The following is an 11796-nucleotide window of genomic DNA, read 5'->3' as shown; positions in this document are numbered from 1 at the left end:
CGCTTGAACATCTTTAGCATTTCTTCTCCCCGGGCCTCGGCGGACCAGCAACTGCTGAGCGAAGCCCGGGACTGGCTGGTCCTCCTGACGTCGGGCCGGGCCACCGCGGCCGACGCCCGGGCGCTGCGCCAGTGGTGCGCGCAGAGCCCGCAACACGCGGCTGCCTTCGAGCAGGCCAAGACGCTGTGGCATGGCTTGCAGCCGGCGGCCCAGCGCCTGGAACAGCAGGCGCGCTCCCGGACTTTCGGGCGCCGGGCCTTTCTCGGCGGCGCGCTGGCGGCCTCGGCGGCACTGTTCATGGTGCGCATTACGGTGCCCGGCGGTTTTGCCGGGCTCACGGCGGATTTTTCCACCGAGGTCGGCGAGCAGCGGCGGGTGGACCTAGCCGATGGTGTGAGCCTGGAACTCAACACCCAGACCCGTATCAGTCGCCGTGAACTGGCGGCGGGAGAGCAGGGCATCGAGTTGCTGGAGGGCGAGGTGGAGGTCTTCAGCCAGGGTGTGCAGGCGCTCAAGGTCCAGGCCGGGGACGGTTGGCTGAGCGCGCGCCAGGCGCGTTTCAACCTGCGCAATACCGAGCGCCAGGTGTGCGTGACCTGTATCGAGGGCAGCCTGCAGGTGGAGGTGGCCGGGCGCAGCATTCGCCTGGACAGCGGCCGCCAGCTGACCTACGACGAGCGTGGCGTGGGCCAGCCAGTGGCGGTGGACCCCCATGCAGTGCTCGCCTGGCGCGAGCAGGTGCTGGTGTTCGACAACGCCACGCTGGATACCGTGGTCCGCGAGATCAACCGCTACCGTCCCGGGATGCTGGTATTGCTCAATGCCGAGCTCGGCAAACGCAAGGTCCAGGCGCGTTTCAACCTCAATCAACTGGCCGGCGTGGCGCTGTTGATCCGCGACGCCTATGGCGCCAAGTGCACCGAGTTGCCTGGCGGCGTGGTCCTGCTCAGCTGATACCGTCTCCGCGCTCGGCCTGAGCTGCCGCCGATATCCGCTACGCGACCGTGGATCTCGACGGACCTGACCCACCGCCGGTGTCCGCCAAGTGCTCCAGGACCGGGCTCAATCCAGCGGCCCCAGTACCTGGCGGTAGCGTTCTTCGCCTTGGGGCGTCTGGCGCACCAGGCGGATCTCCAGGCCGGCGGGGTTGTCCTGGCGGTTGCCGCTAAGCTGGCGCCAGCCTTTATCCGGGTTCCACACGCGCACCTGCAGATCGCTGACCCGCTCCAGCACCGCCACGCCGTCGCGCGGCGCCGGCAACGGGTAGCGATCGCGGGCCTCGGCCTCCGCGCGGTACAGGGTGTCGCCCTTGAGCCACCAGCGCACCCTTTGCAGGCCTTCGCCAGAGGTGGCGGCGCTGCGGATCACCTCCAGGCGAAAACCCTTGCTGTCGGAGCTGCGCACGCTCAGGGGCGCCGGGGTCTCGGGTTCGGCATTCTCGCTTTCACCAAGCTGCGGCTCGCGCAACTCGATGGCGGCCCGCTGGGCCACGTCGCGGTCCAGCTGGTTGAGCGCCCGCAGCAACGCCTCGGTCTGCTCGGTGCCGGCCTTGAGGTGGGCGTCGGCCCGGCTCACGCTGTCCAGGCCGCGCCAGGCGATGAGGCTGACTAGCGCCATGAGCATGATCGCCACCATTACCTCGATCAGGGTGAAACCTTCCTGGCGACTGTTCATGGCTGCTCCACCACGCGCAACTGGCCGGCCGGCGTGCGCTCCACCCACAAGCTATGCTGACCATCGGACAGCACGACCCGAACCGGCGGATTGATCCATTCGGCATTGAGCACCAGGCGCTGGCGCGGCTCGATGCGCACGTCCATGGCGGCGGTATCCCAACGGCGCGGGCGCAGTTGGCTGTCATGGCGGAAGTCGTCGACGCCGCTGCCGCCATCGGCCGGACGGTCGAAGGCGAACCCCTTGGCATTGGCCCGCCAGGTGATGGGCCGGCCATCGGTGCGGGCTTCGGCCTGGGCCACTTGCAGCAGTTGCGCCAGGCGCTCGGCGTCCTTGCGCAGTTGTTGCAGCGGGTCGGGCTTGATGCTCAGGCCCACGGCGGCGCTGGCGATGCCAATGATCACCAGCACCACCATCAGTTCGATCAGGGTGAACCCCTGTTGCTTGCCGCTCTGCATCACGTTGCACTCCTTGGCGATGGGTCCAGACTGCCCGAGGCAGATGATCGTCCAGTGAAATAAAACCGTGAGAATTGAGCTGTAGGCTGCGGGGACGGACAAACAGGAGGTCCTGCCCATGCTACGCGCGATGCTCAACCCTTCTTCAGCCCCCCGGCTATCGCAGTACACGGCCCTGCTGGCGGCCCTGGCCGGTGTTGCCACCTGGTCGTCGCTGCTGCTGACCCCGGCCGAGTCCCAGACGCCGACGGCCGCGCCCCAGGTGCTCGCCGCACGTGCCGACAGCCCGGCCCTGCAGTGGTTCGCCAACCAGCCGGCGCAGGTGGATATCAAGGTCTGGGGGGTCATGGCCGGGGCCCGGGGGGCGGTGGCCATCCTCAGCCTCAACGACGGGCCTGCGCGCAGTTTCCTCGCCGGTGAACGGCTGACCCAGGGCGTGCGCCTGGCTGCCATCGAGGCCGATGGCGTGCTCATCGAGCGCGGCGGCGAGCAATCGCGGGTCAAGGTCAGCAAGCTGCCGGACTCGCCAACCCTGCCACGGTTGACCCGCTGAGCCTCACTGGCGCGGCGCCTGTGGCCGGCTGACCAGGCTCTCCAGCCGTGCCAGGGGTGGCGCCTCACGGCTGCGGTCGCGTACCTGCACGCTGACCCGCAGCAGGCCCGGCGCAATGCCGGGAACTATCGCCTGCTCGCAACGCAGCTTGAGCCGGCCCTGGTCGCATTCGAAATTCTTCAGGCCCGGATGCAGATTGCCCTCCAGGCGCAGCTCGGCCAGGCGGCTCTGGGCCGCCAGCAGGGCCAGGGACTTGTCGCGCAACAAACCGTTGCCCTGGGTCATGAGGCCCGCCACGCGCACTGCCGCCGACATCGCCACGGCGATGATGGCCAGGGCTACCAGGACCTCGATCAGGGTGAAGCCAGCTTGTTTGGACACCGCTCGCATGGGCTGCTCGAAACCGGGAAACAGCCTCGCAGACTAGCCCGCGGGCTTGACGGAATGGCGACCGAAACTCCCGAGGTTTTTCAATACCACTGACATATCTTCTTGCAACACTGCGCGACGAATCGAACTCAAGCCAAGGAATGTCGAGATGGATATCGCGCATGAAACGTCCCCACCCCAAGCCTGCGGAGCATTGCCGACAGGCCGGGAGATCGCCTCGCCAGGCCAGGAGCAGGAAGCTTGTGGTGTGGTATGCCAGGCCACCGGCCAAGACGCCGGCGGCAGTTCGGCATGGCGCTCGCGGACCCGGGGCAGCCGTGCCCAGCGCGGTTTCACCCTGATCGAGATCATGGTGGTGGTGGTGATCCTCGGGGTCCTGGCCGTCATGGTGGTACCCAAGGTCCTGGATCGTCCGGACCAGGCACGTGCCACTGCGGCCAAGCAGGACATCGCCGGTCTGATGCAGGCGCTCAAGCTGTATCGCCTCGATCATGGCAGCTATCCGAGCATGAACCAGGGCCTGAAGGTCCTGGTGGAACGCCCGGCCAATGCCAAGGACAGCAACTGGCGTTCCTACCTGGAGCGCTTGCCCAACGATCCCTGGGGGCATCCTTATCACTACCTCAACCCGGGGGCCAACGGCGAGGTGGACGTATTCTCCCTCGGCGCCGACGGCCAGCCCGATGGCGAAGGCGTGAATGCCGACATCGGCTCCTGGCAGTTGTAAGCCGGCCATGAACAGCCGTTCGCCCAGTGTGGCGAAGCAGCATGGCATGGCCATCATCAGCGCCTTGCTGATCGCCGCGGTGGTGGCGGTGATCGCCGCGGCGATGCTCACCCGCCAGGCGTCCTTCATGCGCACGGTGGAGGCCGAGCAGGGGCGGGTGGTGGGCAGCGCGGTGTTGCAGGGTGGGCTTGAGTACAGCCGGCAACTGCTCTGGGATGCGCGCCAGCGCGATGTCCTGACGCGCCTCGACCAGCCCTGGGCGCGGCCCATCGGCGACCAGGCGCTGGGTGGGTTCAACGACTCCTTCCAGGGGCGCCTGCAAGACCAGCAGGGCAAGTTCAACCTGCGCAACCTGGTGTTCCAGGGGCAGGTGGATGCGGTGCAGTTGCAGGGGTTCGAACAGCTGTGCCAACTGATCGGCATCGATTCGGCCCTGGGCCGGCGCATCAGCCAGCGGGTGATCGCTTCTTACCCCCAGCGCCTGGACAGCCCGGACAGTGCTGCCAAGGTCCGTGGCACCTTCGACAGTGGTCGCCTGACCTCGCCCGGCGCCGAGGCACGGGTGCTGCCGGCCCGCCAGCCGATGCTGCGCAGCGTGGAAGAGCTGCGGGGGCTGTCGGGCATGAGCGAAGCCTTGCTGCTGCGCCTGGCCCAGCACGTCAGCATCTTGCCGGGCAATACCTGGGTCAACGGCAATACCGCTACCGCCGAGGTGTTGGCCGCGGTGGTGCCGGGCCTGGCGCTCTCGCGGGCCAGGGCCCTGGTGGCCGAGCGCGACGCCGGGCACTGGTTCATCAACCGTGGTGATTTCGTCAACCGCCTGCGCATGCCGGAAGTGGCGGTGGAGCAAGTGCGGGTCGGCATCACCAGCGAATGGTTCCTGCTCCAGGGCCAGGCTCGCCGCGACCAGCGCCGGGTCAGCCTGCAAGCCCTGCTGCACCGCCCCGAGGACCGCATGCCCCAGGTTATCTGGTCGCGGGTGGGCGTATGAGCCGCTTGCGCATTGTCTTGCCGAGCCTGGCTGAGCTGGGCCAGGCCGGTTATCCGGTGCAGCACCCAGTGGATTTTGCCCGCCTGGACCGCCATGGCCGGGTCAGCGCCAGCGGACGTTGCCCCCTGGAGCAACTGGGGGCCATGGGCAAAGGCGCCAAGCCACTGCCGGTGGAGTGTTTCCTGCACCCCCAGGACAGCCTGTTGACCAGCATCGAGTTGCCGCAACTGCCGCCGGCGCGAATCAAGGCGGCGGTGGCTTGTGCCGCCCAGGCGCTGATCCTCGGTCCCATCGAGCTGATGCATATAGCCCACGGCCCGCGTGAGGCCGACGGCCAAGTGGCATTGGGCTGGCTGCCGCTGGAGCAGTTGCAGGCCCTGGGACGCTGGCTGGAACAGGCCGGCCTGAAGCTGCAGGGCCTGTACCCGGCGCCCTATGCCCTGGCGGTACCAGCGCCCGGACAACTGAACCTGTGTGCCGTGGATGGCTTGCTGGTCCTGCGGCATGGCTTGGCGCTGGGCAGCGTTCAACCGCTGTTGGCGCAGGACGCGGACGGCGCCTTGCCGGCCAGCCTGGAGCAGCTGCGCGGCACGGCTGGCGAATTGGCCTGGATCGGTGACCAGGCGCCGGCGGGGATCGCCCAGCAGCCGGCCGAGCAACGCTGGAACGGCGCTGTCCCGGCCTGGAGCCTGCATGCCGGGGCGTTGCCCGGGCGTGTCGCGGCCAAGGGCTGGGGCCGGGCCCTGGGCTGCTGCGCCCTGGCGTTGGCGGTCTGGGTGCTGGGCCTGAACCTGTATGCCGCACGTGAAGCGGAGCAGGGGCAACGACTCAAGACCCAGATGAACCAGAGGGTGCGCCAAGTGTTCCCCGAGTTGCCGGTGGTGCTCAATCCACTGCAGCAGGCCCGCCAGCAACTGGAGGCTCGGCAGAGCGGCTCGACGGGGGATCCGGCCCAGGGTTTTGCCAGCCTGTTGCAGCAGGCCGCCAGCGCCATGCCGTTCATGGTCGGCAGTGTCCAGAGCCTGAGCTATGCCCAGGAGCGCCTGCAGCTGGAAATGCTGCCCGATGCACCGCGAGTCACCGATGACAGCTGGCAGGGCGCACTGACCCAGGCCGGCTACAGCGTCCAGCGCGAGGCCAATGGCTGGACCCTGGCTCCTGCTGGCACGCGTTCCGCCGACGCCATGGAAACCCCGGAGGGCGACGATGATGAATAAAGCCCTGTTGGCACAGTACCGGGCTCGCTGGAGCGCGCTGCGAACCCGCGCCCGGGCCTATTGGAGCAGCCTGGCCCTGCGCGAGAAGCGCTTGCTGGCCGGCACCGCCGCCGGCCTGCTGGCCTTGCTGGGCTGGTCGCTGTTGATCCAGCCGGCCCTGCGCAAGATCGACTACTGGCAGGTCGAGACGCCCAAGCTGCGGTCCCAGGCCGAGGCCCTGGAGGTGCTGTTGCACGAAGTGGCGGCGGGCCCGGGCCAGGTGGCTGGAGCCGATCTGGAACAGGCCTTGCGCCAGACCCTGGACGGGGCTGGCCTCAAGGATCACTACCAATTGCAGCAGAGCGATGAAGCCGGCCCCGAGAGCTGGCGGTTGACCTTCGAGCAGGCCCCGGCGGATGCCGTGGTCGGCTGGTTGCTGGGCTCGCCCCGGCAGCTTTCGCTACAGGTGGTGGAGGCTCGCCTGCAACGCGCAGGCACGGCCGCCGCCGATGACTCGGCAGGCACACTGTCCGGGACCGTTCGCATGGATCAGGCGCAGGGCGCTAAGGAAGCTTCATGAAGTGGTCAGGTTCCAAATACGTGCGCCAGTGTCGCAAGGCCGCACCTTTCCTGCTGCTGGCGCTGGGGGCCTGCAGCACCACCCAGTCCACCCCGCCACAGCCGACGCTGGTGGACAGCGAACTGGGCCAGCCCCTGGCCGATACCCGGCGCGGTGGCGATGCCCTGGCCGACCGCCAGCGCCTGCAGGCCCAACAGGCCCAGCGGCCCAAGGTGCTGCATCCGGTCACCAACAGTCGGGCCCAGGCCACGCCGCGCAGCACCAGCGTGCCGCGCAATCCGCTGGGTGACCAGCCCGTGCAATTGAACTTCGTCGAGGCCGACATCCAGGCGGTGGTGCGGGCCTTGTCCCGCTCCACCGGCCAGCAGTTCCTGGTCGATCCACGGGTCAAGGGCAACCTGACCCTGGTCAGCGAGGGCCAGGTGCCGGCGCACCAGGCCTACGACATGCTGCTGGCGGCGCTGCGCATGCAGGGCTTCAGCATGGTGGACGTCGGCGGCGTGGCCCAGGTAGTGCCAGAGGCCGATGCCAAGCTGCTGGGCGGGCCGATCTACAGCGCCGACAAGCCGGCCGGCAACGGCATGCTGACCCGCACCTTCCGCCTGCAATACGAAAACGCGGTGAACCTGATCCCGGTACTGCGGCCGATCGTTTCGCCCAACAACCCGATCAATGCCTACCCGGGCAACAACACCATCGTGGTCACCGACTACGCCGAGAACCTGCAGCGGGTGGCGCAGATCATCAATGGCATCGACACCCCCAGTGCCATCGACACCGATGTGGTGGCGGTGCAGAACGGCATCGCCGTGGACATCGCCACCATGGTTTCCGAGCTGCTGGAAAGCCAGGGCAGCGACCAGACCCAGAAGATCAGCGTGATCGGCGATCCGCGTTCCAATTCCATCATCATCCGCGCCGGCAGCCCCGAGCGCACCGAGCTGGCGCGCAACCTGATCTACAAGCTGGACAACGCCCAGAGCAACCCCAGCAACCTGCATGTGGTCTACCTGCGCAATGCCCAGGCCGGCAAGCTGGCCCAGGCCCTGCGTGGCCTGCTCACCGGGGAAAGCGACAGCGGCGGCAACGATGGCGCCCGGGCCATGCTCAGCGGCATGGGCGCCGGCACCGGCAGCGGCCAGGGCAGCAGCCAGACCGGCAACAGCGCCAGCACCTCCGGCAATAGCAGCCTGGGCACCGGCAGCAGCGGCGCCACCAAGGGTTACGGCCAGGGTGGCAGCAGTAGCAGCGGCCTGGGTAGCAATGGCCAGCAGAGCGACCAGAACACCGCCTTTAGCGCCGGTGGCGTAACCATCCAGGCCGATGCCACCACCAATACCCTGTTGATCTCCGCGCCTGATCCGCTGTATCGCAACCTGCGGGAAGTGATCGACCAACTGGACCAGCGCCGCGCCCAGGTAGTGATCGAGAGCCTGATCGTCGAGGTCAACGAAGACGACGCCAACGAATTCGGCGTGCAGTGGCAGGCCGGCAACCTGGGGGGCAAGGGTGGTTTTGGCGGGGTCAACCTCGGCGGCAGCGGCGTGGTGGGCAACCCGGGCAGCAAGACCAGCATCGATGTGTTGCCCAAGGGGCTGAACATCGGTGTGGTCAATGGCACCGTGGACATCCCGGGGATCGGCAAGGTGCTGGACCTCAAGGTCCTGGCCCGGGCGCTCAAGAGCAAGGGCGGCTCCAACGTGCTGTCGACGCCGAACCTTCTGACCCTGGACAACGAGGCCGCGAGCATTTTCGTCGGCCAGACCATTCCTTTCGTCACCGGCAGCTATGTCACCGGGGGTGGCGGCAACAGCAACAACCCGTTCCAGACGGTGCAGCGCGAGGAAGTGGGGCTCAAGCTCAACGTGCGGCCGCAGATTTCCGAGGGCGGCACGGTCAAGCTGGATATCTACCAGGAGGTCAGCAGCATCGATGCGCGGGCCTCGGTGGCGGCCGGCACGGTGACCCAGAAGCGCGCGATCGACACCAGCATCCTGCTCGACGACGGGCAGATCATGGTGCTCGGCGGCCTGCTGCAGGATGGCTACACCCAGAGCAACGACGCGGTGCCGTGGCTGTCGAGCATTCCCGGGTTGGGAGCGCTGTTTCGCAACGAAAGCCGGAGCATCAACAAGACCAACCTGATGGTGTTCCTGCGGCCCTACATCATTCGTGACAGCGGCGCGGGGCGCAGCATCACCCTCAACCGCTATGACTTCATGCGCCGGGCCCAGGGCCAGTTGCAGCCCGAGCACAGCTGGGCGATGCCGGACATGCCGCTGCCGCAACTGCCGCCGGCGGCCAAGGCGATCCCCGGGGCGCAGCCGGTGTCGTTGCAGGACGCGCCCCAGGGCATACGGGCCACCATTCGCGCGGTACCAGTGCAATGAGCCAGGCATCAGGTCCGAATCATGGCCTGCTTCGCGCGGGGATTTTTTCTGGATGGATGGAGATTTGGCGATGACCTCCCAGCTCCCCTACGCCTGGGCCAAATCCCAGCGCATCCTGCTGCGCCACGACGAGCAAGGCGCGGTGCTGCTGGTGTGCCCCTCGACCCCTGGCTGGTCCATCGCCGAGGCCCGCCGCCAGTTCGGCCCGGCGCGCCTGGAGCAGGTGCGCGATGACGAACTCGATGGCCTGCTGGCCACCGCCTATGCCGACACCGGCAGCGCCGCGGCGGTGGTCGGCGCGGCGGAGAACGAGGTGGACCTGGACCGGCTGATGCAGGACATGCCGGAGATCACCGACCTGCTGGACACCCAGGATGGCGCGCCGGTGATCCGCATGATCAACGCCTTGCTCACCCAGGCAGCGCGGGACGAGGCCAGTGATATCCATATCGAGCCCTACGAGACCCACTCGGTGGTGCGCTATCGGGTCGACGGTACCCTGCGTGACGTGGTTTCGCCGCGCAAGGCGCTGCATGGTGCCCTGGTGTCGCGGATCAAGATCATGGCCCAGCTGGATATCGCCGAGAAACGCCTGCCCCAGGACGGCCGGATCGCCTTGCGCGTCGCCGGGCGGCCCATCGATATCCGCGTCTCCACGGTGCCAACCGGCCATGGCGAGCGGGTGGTGATGCGCTTGCTGGACAAGCAGGCCGGGCGCCTGCAACTGGAGACCCTGGGCATGGACCCGGCGCTGCTGGCCCGGCTCGACGGCCTGATCCGCCAGCCCCACGGCATCGTCCTGGTCACCGGACCCACCGGCAGCGGCAAGACCACCAGCCTCTACGCGGCCCTGGCCCGGCTGGATGCCAGCACCAGCAACATCCTCACCGTGGAGGACCCGGTGGAATATGACCTGCCGGGCATCAGCCAGATCCAGGTCAACGCCAAGATCGACATGACCTTCGCCCTGGCCCTGCGCGCCATCCTGCGCCAGGACCCGGACATCATCATGATCGGCGAGATCCGTGACCTGGAGACCGCGCAGATCGCAGTCCAGGCGTCCCTTACCGGGCACCTGGTGCTGGCCACCCTGCACACCAACGATGCCGTGTCGGCGGTCAACCGCCTGATCGACATGGGGGTCGAGCCGTTCCTCCTGGCCTCGTCGATGCTCGGCGTGCTGGCCCAGCGCCTGGTGCGGCGCCTGTGCAACCAGTGCAAGGAACCTGATCCGGCCAACCCCGGCACCTGGCGTCCGGTGGGTTGCCCGGCCTGCAACCAGATCGGCTACAGCGGGCGTACCGGGATCCACGAACTGTTCTGCATCGACGACGATATCCGCAGCCTGATCCACCAGGGCGCCGATGAGCAGGCGTTGCGCGCTTCGGCCCGGCGCGCCGGGATGTTCAGCATGCGCGAGGACGGCGAGCGCTGGGTGCGCAGCGGCGCCACCGCGCCGGAAGAAATCCTTCGTGTGACACGGGACGCCTGATGAATCGCTATCGCTACGAAGCTGCCGACAGCCTCGGCAAGATCGAATCCGGGCACCTGGAGGCCGACAGCCAGAGCGCGGCCTTCGCCAGCCTGCGCAGCCGTGGCCTGACGGCCTTGCAGGTGCAACTGGACGGCAACCAGGGCGCAGCCGGGGCAGGGGGCATGTTCAGCCCGAAGCTCTCGGACAACGACCTGGCCTGGGCCACCCGCCAGTTGGCCAGCCTGCTGGGGGCCAGCCTGCCGCTGGAGGCGGCCCTGAGTGCCACGGTGGAGCAGGCCGAGCGCAAGCACATCGCCCAGACCCTGAGTGCGGTGCGGGCCGATGTGCGCAGCGGTATGCGCCTGGCCGAGGCACTGGCGGCCAGGCCCCGGGACTTTCCGGAAATCTACCGTGCGCTGATCGCCGCCGGCGAGGAGTCCGGCGACCTGGCCCAGGTCATGGAGCGGCTGGCGGACTACATCGAGGAACGCAACGGCCTGCGCGGCAAGATCCTCACGGCCTTCATCTATCCCGGGGTGGTGGGCCTGGTGTCCATCGGCATCGTGATCTTTCTTTTGAGCTACGTGGTGCCCCAGGTGGTCAGTGCTTTTTCCCAGGCCCGCCAGGACTTGCCTGGGCTGACCCTGGCGATGCTCGCCGCCAGCGACTTCATCCGCGCCTGGGGTGGCCTGTGCTTCGCCGCCCTGGTGGCCGGGTTCTGGGGTTGGCGGATCTACCTGCGCAATCCCCAGGCCCGCTTGAGCTGGCATAGCCGGATCCTGCGCCTGCCCCTGGTCGGACGCTTCGTGCTGGGCCTGAACACCGCGCGCTTCGCCTCGACCCTGGCGATTCTCGGCGGCGCTGGCGTGCCGTTGCTGCGGGCCCTGGAGGCGGCACGCCAGACCCTGTCCAACGACCGTTTGAGCCAGAGCGTCAGCGAGGCTACCGCCAAGGTCCGCGAGGGTGCCAACCTGGCGGCGGCGCTGCGGGTGGAGAAGGTCTTCCCGCCGCTGTTGATCCATCTGATCGCCAGCGGCGAGAAGACCGGCGCCTTGCCGCCGATGCTCGAGCGGGCGGCGCAGACCCTGTCCAGCGACCTGGAGCGCCGGGCCATGGGCATGACCGCGCTGCTGGAGCCGCTGATGATCGTGGTCATGGGCGGCGTGGTGCTGGTGATCGTCATGGCGGTGCTGCTGCCGATCATCGAGATCAACCAGCTGGTGACTTGATCGGGGCGAGGGCGCTCGCACCGTTCGGCCGTGGCCGGCAAACCCATTGCACTGGTCTGCCGGCCATGGATGCCTGCTTGTTCCGAGGCATCAAGTTGCCCGGTACGAGTGTTCGCTCGCACCGCGAGGACCGG

At 68.0% G+C, this 11796-nt stretch carries 12 protein-coding genes; 9 read left to right on the top strand and 3 right to left on the bottom strand.

Annotation, left to right across the window (positions count from 1 at the left end):
- Nucleotides 1-3: 3 nt before the first annotated feature.
- On the top strand, nucleotides 4-954 hold the full coding sequence (locus AC3WK8_RS19215; protein WP_085598302.1) for a FecR family protein: 951 nt from the start codon (nucleotides 4-6) through the stop codon (nucleotides 952-954).
- A 108-nt stretch (nucleotides 955-1062) separates the two neighbouring features.
- On the opposite strand, the gene gspJ is transcribed toward AC3WK8_RS19215, so the two are convergent.
- Entirely contained in the window at nucleotides 1063-1674 is a 612-nt protein-coding gene (gene gspJ, locus AC3WK8_RS19210; protein ID WP_085598300.1) for a type II secretion system minor pseudopilin GspJ, read from the bottom strand.
- Complete coding sequence (gene gspH, locus AC3WK8_RS19205) at nucleotides 1671-2132, bottom strand: type II secretion system minor pseudopilin GspH (protein ID WP_022644106.1); 462 nt, start codon at nucleotides 2130-2132, stop codon at nucleotides 1671-1673. Before gspH ends, gspJ begins: the two co-directional genes overlap by 4 nt.
- A gap of 118 nt (nucleotides 2133-2250) precedes the next feature.
- Between gspH and AC3WK8_RS19200 the strand changes: the two genes are divergently transcribed.
- Entirely contained in the window at nucleotides 2251-2685 is a 435-nt protein-coding gene (locus AC3WK8_RS19200; RefSeq protein WP_103325544.1) for a type II secretion system protein N, read from the top strand.
- Between the two features lie 3 nt (nucleotides 2686-2688).
- On the opposite strand, the gene gspI is transcribed toward AC3WK8_RS19200, so the two are convergent.
- Nucleotides 2689-3075 carry a type II secretion system minor pseudopilin GspI gene (gene gspI, locus AC3WK8_RS19195; RefSeq protein WP_022644108.1) on the bottom strand — a complete coding sequence of 129 codons (387 nt, stop codon included), beginning with the start codon at nucleotides 3073-3075 and terminating at the stop codon, nucleotides 2689-2691.
- A 247-nt stretch (nucleotides 3076-3322) separates the two neighbouring features.
- On the opposite strand from gspI, the gene gspG reads away from it, so the two are divergent.
- The 7 genes from gspG to gspF all read left to right on the top strand — a co-directional run bounded on the left by gspG (nucleotide 3323) and on the right by gspF (nucleotide 11662).
- Nucleotides 3323-3802 (top strand): type II secretion system major pseudopilin GspG, encoded by a 480-nt coding sequence (gspG, locus tag AC3WK8_RS19190; protein ID WP_085598408.1) that lies wholly within the window; start codon nucleotides 3323-3325, stop codon nucleotides 3800-3802.
- 7 nt (nucleotides 3803-3809) lie between these two features.
- Nucleotides 3810-4793: a type II secretion system minor pseudopilin GspK gene (gene gspK / locus AC3WK8_RS19185; RefSeq protein ID WP_103325543.1), complete on the top strand. Its 984-nt coding sequence runs from the start codon at nucleotides 3810-3812 to the stop codon at nucleotides 4791-4793.
- On the top strand, nucleotides 4790-6010 hold the full coding sequence (gene gspL, locus AC3WK8_RS19180; RefSeq protein ID WP_085598294.1) for a type II secretion system protein GspL: 1221 nt from the start codon (nucleotides 4790-4792) through the stop codon (nucleotides 6008-6010). Before gspK ends, gspL begins: the two co-directional genes overlap by 4 nt.
- A complete protein-coding gene (locus tag AC3WK8_RS19175) occupies nucleotides 6003-6569 on the top strand; it encodes a type II secretion system protein M (protein WP_085598293.1) in 567 nt (188 codons plus the stop codon). The genes gspL and AC3WK8_RS19175 overlap by 8 nt, the downstream gene beginning before the upstream one ends.
- Entirely contained in the window at nucleotides 6566-8959 is a 2394-nt protein-coding gene (gene gspD / locus AC3WK8_RS19170) for a type II secretion system secretin GspD (RefSeq protein WP_103325542.1), read from the top strand. The genes AC3WK8_RS19175 and gspD overlap by 4 nt, the downstream gene beginning before the upstream one ends.
- Before the next feature lie 70 nt (nucleotides 8960-9029).
- On the top strand, nucleotides 9030-10451 hold the full coding sequence (gspE, locus tag AC3WK8_RS19165; RefSeq protein WP_103325541.1) for a type II secretion system ATPase GspE: 1422 nt from the start codon (nucleotides 9030-9032) through the stop codon (nucleotides 10449-10451).
- Nucleotides 10451-11662 carry a type II secretion system inner membrane protein GspF gene (gene gspF / locus AC3WK8_RS19160; RefSeq protein ID WP_053129059.1) on the top strand — a complete coding sequence of 404 codons (1212 nt, stop codon included), beginning with the start codon at nucleotides 10451-10453 and terminating at the stop codon, nucleotides 11660-11662. Before gspE ends, gspF begins: the two co-directional genes overlap by 1 nt.
- The last annotated feature ends 134 nt before the right edge of the window (nucleotides 11663-11796 follow it).

The organism is Pseudomonas sp. FW507-12TSA (assembly GCF_058781435.1).
Note: the sequence above shows the minus strand (reverse complement) of the source record. Positions and strands in the feature narration are given on the sequence as shown.